The sequence below is a fragment of the Phormidesmis sp. 146-33 genome, assembly GCF_052939515.1.
The window spans coordinates 11,645-26,335 of sequence record NZ_JBJPHU010000032.1 but is presented as its reverse complement, the minus strand read 5'-3'; the positions used below and the strand labels follow the sequence as shown (position 1 = coordinate 26,335).

Below are 14,691 nucleotides of genomic sequence, written 5' to 3'. Positions count from 1 at the left end.
TTCCGTTGGGACGGGATGGTTTTTCTATCTTACTGGATGCTGGGCCGCAAATCTTAGCGACGGGTGAGCCATCTCCAAAAAGCGATCAGGGCGGACTCGATCGCCACCATGCCTCGATCGAGCCAGCCGAGAATCCGCTGTAACGGCGATTTGACGTAGCCGACGGGGGTGGCTTTGGTTTCGATCCAGTCGGAGGTGTGTTTGAGGGTGGGATCTGAGTCAGGCGTTGTAGGCTGGGGGCTGGCGTTGGGCCGTCGGGTGATTTTTCCAGGCTTTGCGGTGGAGGTGAGGCGGTTGGATTGGGTCTTGGCGAGGTTTGAGGGGCGGCGGGGAGGTTTGTGGGCAAAGCGATCGATCCAACTTTGCAGCGCGTTCCCAAACTGAACTTTTTGCTGAAAGGGTAAGGCTAACGTTGCAGAATCACCCGGCTGAATTTCTTGAGCACTCACCTGGGCACCCAGATGGGCAGTCGGACGGAAAGAGCGAGCCATCTGCTCTCTAGATTGTTTCTGGAAATTCGTCTCACCCTGCAAAGCTGACGTGGTGTTTCCAAATATTTCAGACGAGGTAAGCCACGGGTCAGCGTCGGTAGGAGCAACCCTCTGCGGGTATCTCGAAGAGAGCAAAGAATGATCTCGACTGCCAAAGAAATAGTGAACGGCTGCCCAAATCAATGCTTCTACATCGCCCAAGGTAGGAAGTTGTCGAATTAGCGTTTTGAAATCTTGTGTCGTTGGCACTGTGAGCGGCATCGGGGCAACGTGAAACGTCAGGCTCACGTCTGGACTAAACCAGGCTAACTCCGAAGGTTGCTCAACCAGAGCAGATTCTTGAAACAGATTGGTCGCGATCGCCACTGGACTACTTTGCACCCAACTCATTAGCTGATGAAAAATCCGCACTGGAGGGAGAGAATTGGGTCGATCAACGATCGCCAGCGAAGCGGTTGAATTCAAAACGCTTTGCCGACAGTAACGCCAATAGTTGGCCATTTCCCAGATGATGCGCTGACGCAGGCTTTCTTGCTGCTCGATCGTCAGAATGTCCATGATCTGATTGTCTGTCGTCACCAAAACTAGCTTGCCAGTGGGGATTAGCGAGGCGATGCCTTGGAGGGGACAGGGGGGAGAAGGCGTGAGGACTGAGGCGTGAGGACTGAGGCGTGAAGTGGGGTGTGGCTTGAAGCGGGCGACCCCTTGCGGGTAACTCAAAGAGATCGCACGTTGAAAAAAACGTTGAAAAAAACTAAGTTGGATAGCTTCGGTTTCTGGTTCTTTGTCAGCTTCGGTGAGTTGAATTGCGCTGAGAACTCGCTGAATGGGGGTGTCTGAGGCCAGTTCTGATTCGGTTTCTGTCGTCTGGGTGAGTTGGAGAAACGACCCCTTGCGGGCAACTCGAAGAGATCGCTGGACGGTTTGCCCGATTTGCTGTCCGAGCAGGCGAGTCGATTGAAACACCGCATAGACGGGGTAGAGCAAGATTTGGGTTGTCCAAATCAACGCCACTTTGGTGTGTCGCAAGGCGGTTGTGGTTTTGTCTACCAGCTTTTGGGTCTGTCGGGCGACAAAATTAAACAGATGACTTTGAAAGCGACCAGAGGAGGAAGACATAGACTCAGAAGGACGGATGAACGTCGGTGTAGCGATTCTGTGGCTCTAGACCCAATCCTTTTGAGAAAGGCGATCGTCCCAAGTTTATCGTCTAAAGTCCGTCTCTGTTAGTCTACTGTGAGCGATCGTTTCTTTCGAGTGTGTCATGGCTGATTCTGCGCTGATTTTGGATACGATTTCTCGACTTCGCCAGTTGACTCAGGTAGATGTGCAGTCTCAGTGGCGCTGCTGCTTTGACGATCGTTTGCCGACAAGTGAAATAGGTGGAGCGATCGCCGACCTGAACGCCAAAGGTCACGTTGCCTGGTCAAAAGGTCGCCAAGTTGTTTGGCTTTATCAGAAGTTCGTTTGGCCGGAGCATTTGAAGCATTATCCGCTAGAGGGTTTGACAGTGCGGTTGGCGTTGACCTGGTGGGCAGAAGTTGCGGAGGTGTATGTCAATGGTCAGCTTGTCCAGGAAGGCGATTTGTTTGACCATTCGGCGCGGGTGGTTTTGGGTCAGGTGGTGCCAAGAACGGCGGTAGAAGTGGCGATTCGGTTAGTGAGTCCGGGTCATGATGATGGGGCATTGATGCGATCGCGCCTAATTTACGAATCTAATTACGATGAAATTGATCCAGGATTTGTCGCCGATGAGTTAGAAGTCATTCAAAGCTATATTGATGCGTTTGAGCTAGAACAAATTGAGATTAATTTAGACTGGAAAATTCAAGATCGTGTTCAGTTTAATGAATCTTTGAAAGCACTTCGCAACTCTCTTTTACCATTCAGTTTTCTGATTAAAAAGCACACAATCTTTTTGTTAGGTCACGCTCATTTAGATATGGCATGGCTTTGGGATGTAGAAGAAACCTGGAAAGCCGCAGAACGTACCTTTACTTCAGTTCTCGACCTACAAAGAGACTTTCCTGAGCTAACGTTTTGTCATACAACGCCTGCTTTATACGACTGGATCGAACACCATCGACCCGAAATCTTTGCTCAAATTCAAACTCAGGTCAAAGCCGGAAAATGGGAAGTTGTTGGCGGCATGTGGGTCGAGCCAGAGATGAATTTGATTACTGGAGAATCGATCGCTCGTCACCTCTTATATGGTCAGCATTACTGTCAAGAAAAGTTTGGCAAAATTTGTCGAGTTGCTTGGCTTCCTGATACGTTTGGATTTAACAGTCAAACGCCTCAATTTCTAAAACAAGCCGGAATTGATTATTTCGTCACGCAAAAACTTCGCTGGAATGACACGACTCAGTTTCCTGACGATTGGTTCAATTGGCAAGCACCCGATGGAAGTCAAGTTAAGAGTCTGATGTCGTCACCGATCGGAGAAGCGATCGACCCGATCAAAATGGCAAACTTCACCTGGGATTGGGTTAAGAAAACAGGACAACCGAACTCACTTTGGCTGTTTGGCGTGGGCGATCATGGCGGCGGGCCGACTCGCGATATGTTGGAAGTGGCTCAACGATGGCAGCGATCGCCCTTCTTTCCCAAATTAGAATTCACGACCGCAATCAAGTATTTAAAAAGTTTAGAGTCTCCCAAAAATACCTGGGCTGACGAACTTTATCTAGAGTTTCATCGCGGCTGCTACACAACTCATGCTGACCAAAAGAAACAAAATCGTGACTGCGAAACATTACTTTATCAAACAGAATTATGGGCATCTCTGGCAACTATTTCTACCCAAAAACTCTATCCAAAAGCTGAACTAGAAATCGCCTGGAAAAAAGTTTTATTTAATCAATTTCACGACATTTTGCCAGGGTCTTCGATTCCTCAAGTTTTTGTCGATGCTACCCGAAACTGGAAAGAAGTCGATCGTATTCTTTCAGAGATTAAACTTCAATCCTTGAAAGCGATCGCTAATCAAATTTCTTTACCCTCACCGCCTCACTCTGAAGCGAGAGCGATCGTCGTGTTCAATTCACTCAACTGGCAGCATTCTCAAGTTGTCACACTGTTTGAAGAAGGCGACCAAAATTGGCAAATCTACACCCTTGAAGGACAGGAGATTGCAACTGAATCGATTTGCTATAGTCAGCCTCAAAAGACGTTTTCTCTGACTTCATTTTTGGCAGAGGTGCCTGCGATCGGCTATCGCTGTTATTGGCTGTGTCCCTCCGAAACAAATGCGTCTTCAAATCAGCTTAAAGAACCCTACGTTTTAGAAAATGCGTTTTTGCGAGTTGCGATCGACTCCAAAACAGGCAACTTATCGAGTGTGTTTGACAAGGGGGCGCAGCGCGAAGTTCTCAACGGACAGGGCAACCAGCTTCAGGCTTTTCGAGACGAGGGACAATACTGGGATGCGTGGAATATTGACCCCAACTACGCCAGCCATCCCCTTCCACCAGCCGAACTAGTTTTGATCGCAGGTTCTCAACAGCGCTTTCAATCCAGTATTTCTCTACAGCGAAAAATCGGGCGATCGGTTTTTTACGAACGCTACAGCCTGGAGCCAAATTCTGCTGTTCTCAAGATGTTTACGCTGGTCGATTGGCAAGAACGCCACGTCTTAGTCAAAGCCGCCTTTCCGTTGAATCTGGACGCTGACGTTGCAACTTACGAAATCGCCTGCGGAGCCATTCAAAGGACGACGAAACCAGAGAACGATCGTGACCAAGCCAAATGGGAAGTGTCTGCGATCGGCTGGGCTGATTTGAGTCAGGCAGATTACGGCGTAAGCGTTTTGAGCGACTGCAAACAGGGATACGATTGCCAACCGGGTCAAATTCGCCTGACGCTGCTGCGCGGTTCAGAATTTCCTGATCCAGAAGCCGACTTGGGACTGCACACCTTCACCTACGCCCTCTATCCCCACGCTGGCAACTGGCAAATCGCCCAAACCGATCGCCAAAGCCGAGAACTCAACCAACCGTTGACCGTTTTGAAGCTTGATCGTTCTAATCCAGACGGCACCCTGGCGGCGATCGCGTCGCTTCTAAATCTCCAATCCAAAAATCTAATTCTCAGCGCATTCAAGCAGTCTGAAGCGAACCCAGAAGAATACATCCTCCGGTGCTATGAATGTCACGGACAACCCGCAGAACTGAATTTACACAGTGATTTGGGTCTGACAATCTTTAACGAAGTAACGCTTTTAGAGGAGTTTGTTTCACCCGATTCAAACCCAATCGAACCCTGGAAAATCAAAAGCTTCTCAGTCAAGACATCTCAAAAGGGAGACAGGGAATGAGAAGCCGTTGATCGATCGACATCAAACTTAATTAGTCTTCATGATCCTCAAACGGGTCATCCAACTCTTTAGCGGGGGGGCCAAAGGCAGTGTAGATGGCGTATCCGGTGAGACTGACGATCGCAGCACAGATCGAAATGTTAAGAGCTATTGCGGGTTCCATAGTCAGATTCAAATTATGAGAAGGATTCCTCTATACTATTACAAAGAATTTACACATTCTATCGAAACAATCAATTAAGTAAGGGGAGCTATGGCACAGCGGACTCGGTTGGGAGATATTCTAAAGCCCTTAAACTCTGAATACGGTAAGGTTGTTCCGGGATGGGGCACGACTCCCGTAATGGGAATTTTCATGGCGCTATTCTTGGTCTTCCTGCTCATCATCCTGCAAGTTTATAACTCGTCGCTGCTTCTCAATGATGTCAACGTCGATTGGAGAAGTCTGGGCGGCTAGATTTTCGCCTCGGTTTGAAATTTTGCTAGTGCATTCACATCCTCGGTCTATCCGGGGGTTTTTTTGACCAAATTTTGGAGAATGGGCAAGGTTAACGTCAGTTCGATGAGAGTGACTCGCTTCGTTGCGATCAGCTTCAGCCCCCTAAATCCCCCAAAATTGGGGGACTTTGACCCAGAGAAAGTTCCAGAGTTCAAAGAAATTATGCTGATTCAAAGTCCCTCAGAATGGGGGATTTAGGGGGCGAATCCCCTGGCAACGAAGCGAAAAAGTTTATCGAACTGACGTAAAGTTAATTCATCTCACCCTCAGTTTCGACGCTGACCGATCGACGATCGCCCATTCTCGAAGTGTTGGAGACTCAAAATGCAGGAGAAGGTTTGATCAGGACGTTTTGCCGACTACGCCTTCGACGAGCCAATTCATCGACTCAAGCTCGATCGCCGTCGTCTCGTAATCTTTGCCTTCTGGAACGATCGTTTTGCCTGTGTTGTCCTTGAGTCCGCCTTTGTAGATCACCAGCGTTCCGGCTTCCATTTTGGCTCTGGCAGCTTCTGCGTCTTTTTTGGCCACCTCAGTCACACTGGGGCCATAGGGCGAAATTTTTACAAAGCCATCTTTGTAGCCGCCTCTGAGCAGATGAGGAATGCCCCCACTCATCAAGGTTTTGCCTTCTCGAATTATCGTCACATAGTTGGTGTAGACCTTTGTCCAATCCCATTCTGCGCCCGTGAGATAGCCCTTGGGAGCCAGAGAAGATTGGTTGGCGTGATAGCCCGACGTATACACACCGCGCCTTTCGGCTGTCTCGATCACGACTCTGGGGCTGTCTACGTGACAGGTGATCACATCGGCTCCTTGATCGACGAGACTATTCGTGGCTTCGGCTTCCTTGACGGGCAGTGACCAATCTCCGGTAAAAACAACCTGAGTCGTAATCGTCGGCTTGATGCTGCGTGCGCCCAACGTAAAACTATTGATATTGCGAAGCACCTGGGGAATCGGTTTGGCGGCTACAAACCCCAATTTGCCCGTTTTGCTCATGTGACCAGCGACGACACCCGCGACATATTGCGCTTCGTCAATGTAGCCAAAGTAACTGCCGACATTTTTAGGGTGCTTGCTGGGATCGTAGAGACCGCCACAGTGAAAAAACTGCACTTCGGGATAGTCTGCGGCCAGCTTGAGAATGTGAGGGTCAAAATAGCCAAACGACGTGGGAAACAAAACCGTTGCTTTGTCTTGCTCGATCATGTTTCGCATCGCTTCCTGGACTTCGGTCGTTTCGGGAACGCTGGCTTGATCGACGGTGTTGACATCTAGACTTTTTAAGCCTTCTTTGCCCAGAGAATGGGCCTGGTTATAACCAAAGTCATCCTTGGGGCCGACATAAATGAAGCCCATGACCAGTTCTTTAGCGGCGGGGCTTGCCCCTGGAGATGGACTGGTTGCAGTATTGTTAGCAGCAGGCGCACAACCCCACAGTTTTGACGTGGTGCCAAAGGCTCCGATCGCCAACAGCCCTCTCATCACCTGACGACGAGACGGGCGGCTACGTAAATAATCGTGACTCAAAATACTCTCCTCACTACGGATGCTTCAGTGATTGAAGACGGTTTTTCTGCCCAAGATTGTATTCTCCAATACAGTCGATCGAAAGGTTAGCGTCTCGTTTTGCATCGTTTCATGGGTTCGCGTTAAATCAGCGACTAGCAAGGGATGGATCAGGTAACTCTTCGCCCCGGTACGATCGCGTGGGTGCCGCAAACCCGCAGGACGTACCATCTTTGTGAATTACGTTGTCTTCCCAGGGCAGGCGATAGGTTCCGTTGACCAAATCCTTCATGTAAGTGTAGGGACAATCCTGTGCGCCGCCCTGGACTGCTACATAACCGCGATGGCCAAACTGATAGATATTATTCTCAACGCTCCAGTGTTGACGAGCTTCGCGCACCAAATCGGGACGTACCTCAGCGGTAATGATCTCATCGGGACGGTGACTGCCCAGGACGATCGGCGTTCCGTCAAAGTTGACAAACATGCCTTCGCCCATCGAGTCAAACGTGCCGTCGGTGCCACACATACAGACCGAAGCGGTGTACATCAAATTACAAAACGCATTCGTTTGGTTGGTCACCTGCCAGCTATGCCGAATCGGAGCCGTATAGCCTGCGGTACGAATCATGATTTCTGCCCCTTTGTAAGCGCATTCTCTGGCCATCTCTGGAAACATGCCGTCGTGACAGATGATCAGGGCGATCGTGCTGCCGTTTGGCCCTTCACAGACGGGAATTCCCAGATTGCCCGGTTCCCACGGTTCGACAGGCACCCAGGGATGGAGTTTGCGGTAGTAGAGCTTCAATTCGCCGGTGTCGTCGATGATCAGTCCGCTATTGTAGGGATTGCCGTGGGGATTGTATTCCATGATCGAGAAGCAGCCCCAGATTCGGTGATCGCGGCAGGCACGCTGAAAGGCTTGCACCTCTGGGCCGTCTAGCCGACACATGATCTCAGGATTGGTATCCATCGACAGCCCGTGCAGTGCGTATTCTGGAAACACGACCAGATCCATTGTGGGCATGTTGCGGCGAGCTTTGGCGACGAGATGACAGATGCGATCGGTCTGCTTTGCCAGGTCGTCAGGTGTTACGACATTGGGAAGCTGTAACTGCACAAGCCCGACGACGACCCCGTTTGGAGATTTGTTTAATCCACCCAATCCGCTCATGATTTGACCTCAGCTTTCAGGTTTGCTGTCAGCTTCTATCATGTTTTTTTGGGTGTGATTCGTGTTTTGGGATACCGTTGGGCGGATCGGCTGTAGATTCTGATTTCCACAAGGTTGTTGGGTCAGGTCAGAAACGCAAAAATTTTGATGCGCTTCGCGCAAAAGAGAAGAAGGGTAAAGCGCAAAAGGGCAAGAGGGCAAAGGGCTAAAGAGTCCTCGGCGCAGAACAGACAACACGAAAACCGCTGTTGATGCCGCGAATCCCCGCCCCATTGTAGACGCGAGTCGCAGAACGGCAATCCCACGGAACGTCGTTCCAAGAACCGCCCCGCACTATGCGACTTGCATCCTTATCCTTATCCTTAGAGATCCAGGCACTATCATTTTGGGGCGCTCCTTTGTAGTTGTCATGCCAATGATCCTCACACCATTCCCAAACGTTTCCATGCATGTCGTACAGCCCAAATCCATTCGGCGAAAAACTGCCCACATCAGTTGTCTGTTGCCGATACTGCCCTTTTTGCCCAGAGCCATAGATTTTGGTTCCGTCATAATTCGCCAGATCGGTTGAGATTGTTTTGCCAAAGTGAAAAGGAGTTGTGGTGCCAGCACGACAGGCATATTCCCATTCCGCTTCGCTAGGTAAGCGATACAGCCCTGCAACTTTTTGGGAAAGGCGACCTTCTACAAAGCAATTCAGGCGATCGCAAAACTCCACCGCTTCAAACCAGGAAATCTGCTCAACGGGTCGATTCGCTCCTTTGAAGTGAGAAGGATTGGGATCGAGGTCTTGGTTGATTTTGGGCAGAGCGGCGATCGCTTTCCAGTGCTCCTGAGTAATGGCAAATTTGCCCATATAAAAAGGAGCGATCCTCACGAGATGTTGTGGATATTCAGTGGAACGTGTTTCTGCTTCAGCTTGGGCGGCGCCCATCTGAAACGAACCACCTGGAATGGAAACCATATCCAGAAAGACATTGTTGCCTAAAGCTTCTTGGAAATATTCGGCTTGACATGGGCGACGATCGCATTCCTGACCCTGAGCATCAACCGTGATCACCTCGAAGGAAAACGTAGATAAGTTCGCGCCTACTTCTTGGGGAAGAGTGTAAGATTCTCGATACTCAGCAACCTCCCAGTCCGAGGAAGGTATGGGTAAATCTGTTGTTATTAATGAGGTTTGAGGTGTGATTTCTAACGAAACAATTTCCTCAATCTGATCTAATTCAGCATTTAGTGATAACTCTGACAGGATTGCGGCTTCGACCGCTTGTACATCCTCATCCCGCAACCCTAAAACCTGTTGATAGTCTTGAAGCTCCGATCTCGTTTCTTCACTAATTGGATATTCAAGTTGAACAGCTTCTAAAAATGCCTCTCGATAGTTGTCGAGCTTTTGTTGAAGTTCTTGATAGGGCTTGAGTTCAGAGGCTTCAATTTCTTCGGCATCAGCAGTTGACACCCCTGTTTTACGAGCAATTTCCCTCAAAGTTCTAATGGTTAAACTAGAGAGCTTGCCGTTTTTGATGCGTTTCTGAACTTCTTTGCGATAGTTGCGTTTTGGGTCACTAATCGGCGCTTTGGCTAACAAGATCTTTTCGCCATCTTGAAACACATAACGCTCAGGCTGCATCGCGGGAGCCGCTTTCTTGACCTTTGCCTTGACATAATCGTGCAGTTCATTCACCGAAACCGCCCCATCGCCATCCAAATCCGCCGCCCCCGTGCGAATGCCCTCCACCAGATAACGAGTGTAAATCGCCAGATCTTCCCCGTCTCGCTCAAAGGAATATTCCGTCGCAGCCGAAGAAGTCAAGACAATCCGCCCACGCCCACCCAACTGTTGTTTGAGGTCGATCGTGCCTCCCACATCCCGCGCCTTCAAGTCTTCAGGAAACGCCCCACTGTGACAACAATCTAAAATGATCACCTGCCGCTCCGAATCGCAAGCGTCCATCAGACCATGCACAAAGCTGGCTTCGACGATCGTCGCCTTGTCGAGTCTGCCTCTTTTTTGAGTGTCCCGATTGGTGAAAAAGAACTTGCCGTATTCATCCGTCACCCCATGCCCCGAAAAGTAGAGCAAGACCAGATCATCCGTGTCTCGATCGCTAAACAACGCTGCGATCGCCTGCCTCATCTCCAACAATCGGGGATTTTTGAGCAGGATAATCTCGTCGAACATCCCAAAATCTGGATGCCGCAAAACCTCCTGCATCGCCTCAACATCTCTAACCGCCGCAGGCAAAGGATTTAATCCCGGTTCATATTCACTAACGCCAATCAACAAAGCAACTTTTGCCATCGATCCACTGCCTACTTGATCTGCGCCAATCGTTGGATCGTTTCCTCGGCCGCCAAAAGCTCGGCTCGGCTGCTGGCTTCAAACTCAAACTCTCGCCCATCCGGAAACTTAGCTTTGCCCTTGATCGGCTTGTCTCCCAAACGATCGCCCAAAAAACCAAACAGCGTCTTGACACTCTCGACACTCACCTCAGCCTGAAGCAAGCCCCACAAAAACGCCCCGATCGCCCGACTTCCATCTGGTGGATTGGGATCAGACACGCGATCGACCTTAACCCCCGGCATTTTTTTCATCTGCTCCCAGAGCGTTTGCGTCAGTTTTTCTTGTTTTTCAGCCTTGGTAGAATCTTGGAAATCGATCGTCAGTTCAATCTGCTCTGTCATAGCTGGCGTACGTGAGACTACTGAACTGAATTCTAACCTCTGACCATAGAAAGGCTGTGACACGCCCCCAAAAACAATCTGGGCCGCCTATTGCCAAAAACCGCGACATACAGTAGTCTCGTATCTCATAACCGAATAATTCCTTGATCAAAGCGTCACCTGAAGCTGCCGGAAACAGCAACAAGTGACTAACCCCCCAACTGTTAGAGGCAGTCCGGAGGCTAGAAGGCAGTTTATCACTCCACTAGCCACCCTGACTTGCAATGCAAAAAAGCAATCGGGGTGGCTTTGGTTTTGGGTCATTCACTACCCACCCATCTCCTCAGTGGAGGATAACACTGCCATGTCTTACAACTCTGACTTCCCCACCCTTGTGGGCAACACCGACCCACGATTTTTGACGATCGCCGTCATCGGACTGCCCGACTACGTAGAAGACTACATCCTGCAACAATACACCTACGGTTTTGCCCAACCCGACGAATGGAGCCAGCCCATGCCTGTGATCGGTCGTCCCGGTAAAGTCGTGACCGTCCTGAACCGCAACTGTTTTGGTTAAAGTTTCGAGCTAAAGTTTTGCAGGCGATCGCATTTGACTCCATGAATTGCGATCGTCCCGCTCTACGACGCACAACTTTGTTAACGTCAGCTCGATGAACGCTTCGCTTCGCTTTTAGATCCAGGAACGCCCCCTAAATCCCCCACGAGTGAGGGACTTTGAACCAGAATTCCTCCTGAAAGTCCCCCAAAATTGGGGGGTTGGGGGGCAGAAGCCGTGAACAGCGAAGCGGAAAACCTCTTATCGAATTCACGTTTTGTTAGGCTACGTTTGGCTACCCATCGCGTCACACCGAGGCAGACCATGACCGCACTCATTGTCAATTTGCGTCCGACGATCGACCTCACCGATGAACAGTTCTATCACCTGTGTCAAAACAATCCCGACCTCCGCTTTGAGCGCACCGCAAAAGGAGAACTGATCATCATGTCCCCTACAGGTGGAGAAACCGGAAAACGAAACTTTAGCCTGACCACCCAGCTTGGAATTTGGACAGAACAAGACGGCTCTGGTGTAGGCTTTGATTCTTCAACCGGATTCAAACTGCCGAATGGCGCAAACCGCTCTCCCGATGCCGCCTGGATTCTCAAAGATCGCTGGAATGCCCTCACCCCCGAACAGCAAGGGAAGTTTCCACCGATCGCCCCCGATTTCGTCATCGAACTGCGCTCCCAAACAGGCTCCTTAGAAACGCTAGAAGCCAAAATGCAGGAATACCTCGACAATGGCGTGCGACTCGGTTGGCTACTCGACCCCCAAACGCCCCAGGCAAAGATCTATCGCCCAGGGCAGCCTGTACAAACCCTGCTTTCTCCCACCACACTCTCTGGCGAAGACGTGCTTCCAGGCTGTGTGCTAGATGTGGAGCGAGTCTTGGGTTAGCCTCGATCGCATTTTTCTTGGTAAAGAGACACGATCGTTTTCACTACGTCGTCAATATTTAGATGATCGGTTTGCAGTTCGATCGCGTCCTCTGCTTTTCTCAAAGGTGAAATCGTGCGGGTGCTGTCTTTGCGATCGCGCTCGGCAATCAGTTGTTCTAGCTGTTTGAGATCGATGGCTTCTTTACCCTGATTTTTGAGGTCTTGCTGTCTGCGTCTGGCTCGTTCTTGCACTGAGGCGGTCAAAAAGATCTTGAGTTCTGCGTCAGGAAAAACGTTGGTGCCAATATCACGACCTTCGACGACGATGCCGCCCCGCTGACCAAACTGCTGTTGTTGTCTGACGAGAACTTTTCGCACGGCCGCTTGAGCCGCGATCGCCGACACCTGAGCCGTCACTTCCAAAGTGCGAATCGCCTCGGTGACATCTTGACCATTGATCAAAATCCGTGTGGAATCAGGCTGATTGACAAACTCGATCGAGCAGCGGCTCACCAACTCGGCAATTTCTGGCTCGTCGTCGATCGCCACCTCTGACTTCAAAACCAGCCAGGTCAACGCCCGATACATTGCTCCCGTGTCTAGATAGAGCAAGCCCAACGCCTGAGCGACCAGTTTGACAACGGTGGACTTTCCGGCACCGGCCGGGCCATCGATCGCCACGATCGGTTGACGAGTTTGCAGACGAATATTGTCAATCAAGCGTGTCGTACCCAGACGAGCCGCGATCGCCAACAGCCCTCTGTCTTTGACTTCATTCAAAGGTTCAAGAGTCGTTGGGTTGACCAATTCAACGTATTCGGGCTTCATATCGGGTACTTTCTCCAGTTCTGTCTTAACTGCCTGAATTAAATTAGCACTCAACCGCTCCCCAGATCGAAAAGCTTTCTCGGCTTGAGAGAGTCCTCGATATAAGGCGGTTGCTTGGTTCCTTTCTTCTAAACTCAAATACTGATTCCGGGAACTCAGCGCCAAACCACTCAATTCTCGAACAATTTCGCAGGGCACTATTTGAACAGGCAAATTCAAATCGGCCACCAATCGCTGAATAATCGCCAACTGCTGGGCATCTTTTTGACCAAAATAAGCGCGATCGGGCTGCACTAAGTTTAAGAATTTTGTCACAATTGTCGCCACTCCTTCAAAGTGCCCCGGCCGAAACACACCACACATCACTGACAGCATCGACGGCGGTGGCATCACTTGAGTAGGTTGCAAACGACTGACTCCAATCTCTTGCAGAGTCGGCGCAAAAACAACATCCACGCCCGCCTGTTCACAGAGTTGGCGATCGGCTTCTAGCGTGCGCGGGTAGCGATCAAAATCTTCATGAGGGCCAAACTGAAGCGGATTGACAAAAATCGTCACGACGACAATTTTGTTTTCTCGTCTCGCTCGTTGAATCAGGCTCAAATGCCCGACATGCAAAGCGCCCATTGTCGGAACTAACCCGATCGTCAGCGCCGGATTGCCCGACAAAATCTCTGTAAACTCATCCGATCGGGGCTGTTTGCCACGGCTGAGATCCAAAAAACAACGAAGTGCCGCAACAGTCGTAAACAAGCGCACCAGAAACCCCCAGAATGATCTCGCTTTGTAACTTTACTTAAGTGTATAGAATTCGCTTTAGAGGTGGCATTGAGAAAGAATGAAGGAGGAGGGATGAGGGAGGAGGGAGGAGGGAGGAAAGAAGCCTCTGTTTGCGTTGAAGCGTTAGAATTCCAGGAAGTAGGGGTTATAAAACTTTATGAACTTTTTCACTCAAATTCTGCACATTGTTGGATCTGGGGCAACGGCTTACATTTCGGCTCGGAGTATGCGCGATTTGCAGACGCGACCTGACGTTTTGGCAGCGTTTCAATTAGCGGAGTCTGGCTCAGTTCCCTTTTTGGAAGCCTTGCGCGATCGTGCTCAATCAGAAGGCAATGACTGGCTCGCCGAACGGCTCGATCGACACGCGGCGGATGAGCGTCGTCACGGACAGATCTTTGCTCACGCCCTCAAACAATTGAATAAACAGGTGATCGATTTCAAGAAGATGCCGCAAAAAGTGGTCGATGGCAGACCCGATGAGCGCAAACAAAGTCCTTTCTTTGGCGCTTACTTTGAAGGCTACTCGCAAGACGATCTCAAGCCCGCCAACATTCCCTGGACTGTATTCTTTGGCAGTACCTACATTCTGGAATTGGATGCGAGTCAAGACTTTTTGCGGATGGCTAACACTTTGCCCGAAGACGAACCTCGCAGCGCCAATCTCAAAAAGGGCATGATCAGCATCGCCCAAGACGAAACTGGCCACGCGGCTTATCTACGCGAAGCAATGGAACGCTACCTCGGTGAAAGCGCGACTCAAACGACGATCGACGAATGGCGCACCCGCAAAGTCAACGCCATGATAGCTATGGTGAGCAACTTCATTCAAAAGGCTGGCAAGATGCCCTCGATGGTGCAAGAAGGCGCACCCGTAGAGATGGAGCGTCAAGAGCCAGAAAAAGTGGCAGCGTAGAGGGGACAGAAGACAGAAGACAGAAGACAGAAGACAGAAGACAGAAGACAGAAGACAGAAGACAGA

General features: G+C 50.2%; 12 protein-coding genes. 5 read left to right on the top strand and 7 right to left on the bottom strand.

Annotated elements, in window-relative coordinates; genetic code table 11:
- Positions 1–53: 53 nt before the first annotated feature.
- Positions 54–1,610, bottom strand: a complete 1,557-nt coding sequence (locus ACJ2PR_RS14875) for a hypothetical protein (protein WP_446877568.1) — start codon at positions 1,608–1,610, stop codon at positions 54–56.
- 145 nt (positions 1,611–1,755) lie between these two features.
- Between ACJ2PR_RS14875 and ACJ2PR_RS14870 the strand changes: the two genes are divergently transcribed.
- Complete coding sequence (locus tag ACJ2PR_RS14870; RefSeq protein ID WP_446877567.1) at positions 1,756–4,806, top strand: alpha-mannosidase; 3,051 nt, start codon at positions 1,756–1,758, stop codon at positions 4,804–4,806.
- 31 nt (positions 4,807–4,837) lie between these two features.
- On the opposite strand, the gene psbN is transcribed toward ACJ2PR_RS14870, so the two are convergent.
- The gene (gene psbN / locus ACJ2PR_RS14865; protein WP_446859618.1) at positions 4,838–4,969 is read right to left on the bottom strand and encodes a photosystem II reaction center protein PsbN; all 132 of its coding nucleotides are present in this window, start codon (positions 4,967–4,969) and stop codon (positions 4,838–4,840) included.
- A gap of 90 nt (positions 4,970–5,059) precedes the next feature.
- Between psbN and psbH the strand changes: the two genes are divergently transcribed.
- Complete coding sequence (gene psbH / locus ACJ2PR_RS14860) at positions 5,060–5,263, top strand: photosystem II reaction center phosphoprotein PsbH (RefSeq protein WP_446859619.1); 204 nt, start codon at positions 5,060–5,062, stop codon at positions 5,261–5,263.
- Positions 5,264–5,647: 384 nt separating this feature from the next.
- On the opposite strand, the gene ACJ2PR_RS14855 is transcribed toward psbH, so the two are convergent.
- The 4 genes from ACJ2PR_RS14855 to ACJ2PR_RS14840 all read right to left on the bottom strand — a co-directional run bounded on the left by ACJ2PR_RS14855 (position 5,648) and on the right by ACJ2PR_RS14840 (position 10,679).
- Entirely contained in the window at positions 5,648–6,838 is a 1,191-nt protein-coding gene (locus ACJ2PR_RS14855) for a BMP family ABC transporter substrate-binding protein (RefSeq protein ID WP_446877566.1), read from the bottom strand.
- A gap of 127 nt (positions 6,839–6,965) precedes the next feature.
- Positions 6,966–7,991 carry a formamidase gene (locus tag ACJ2PR_RS14850; protein ID WP_446877565.1) on the bottom strand — a complete coding sequence of 342 codons (1,026 nt, stop codon included), beginning with the start codon at positions 7,989–7,991 and terminating at the stop codon, positions 6,966–6,968.
- Between the two features lie 205 nt (positions 7,992–8,196).
- Entirely contained in the window at positions 8,197–10,296 is a 2,100-nt protein-coding gene (locus ACJ2PR_RS14845) for a caspase, EACC1-associated type (RefSeq protein WP_446877564.1), read from the bottom strand.
- A gap of 11 nt (positions 10,297–10,307) precedes the next feature.
- A complete protein-coding gene (locus ACJ2PR_RS14840) occupies positions 10,308–10,679 on the bottom strand; it encodes a hypothetical protein (protein WP_446877563.1) in 372 nt (123 codons plus the stop codon).
- A 184-nt stretch (positions 10,680–10,863) separates the two neighbouring features.
- Between ACJ2PR_RS14840 and ACJ2PR_RS14835 the strand changes: the two genes are divergently transcribed.
- Entirely contained in the window at positions 10,864–11,238 is a 375-nt protein-coding gene (locus tag ACJ2PR_RS14835) for a hypothetical protein (RefSeq protein WP_446877562.1), read from the top strand.
- Positions 11,239–11,541: 303 nt separating this feature from the next.
- A complete protein-coding gene (locus ACJ2PR_RS14830; RefSeq protein WP_446877561.1) occupies positions 11,542–12,120 on the top strand; it encodes a Uma2 family endonuclease in 579 nt (192 codons plus the stop codon).
- On the opposite strand, the gene ACJ2PR_RS14825 is transcribed toward ACJ2PR_RS14830, so the two are convergent.
- The gene (locus ACJ2PR_RS14825) at positions 12,117–13,688 is read right to left on the bottom strand and encodes a bifunctional pantoate--beta-alanine ligase/(d)CMP kinase (RefSeq protein ID WP_446877560.1); all 1,572 of its coding nucleotides are present in this window, start codon (positions 13,686–13,688) and stop codon (positions 12,117–12,119) included. The genes ACJ2PR_RS14830 and ACJ2PR_RS14825 overlap by 4 nt on opposite strands.
- Positions 13,689–13,866: 178 nt before the next feature.
- Between ACJ2PR_RS14825 and ACJ2PR_RS14820 the strand changes: the two genes are divergently transcribed.
- Positions 13,867–14,625: a ferritin-like domain-containing protein gene (locus tag ACJ2PR_RS14820; RefSeq protein ID WP_446877559.1), complete on the top strand. Its 759-nt coding sequence runs from the start codon at positions 13,867–13,869 to the stop codon at positions 14,623–14,625.
- Positions 14,626–14,691 lie beyond the last annotated feature (66 nt).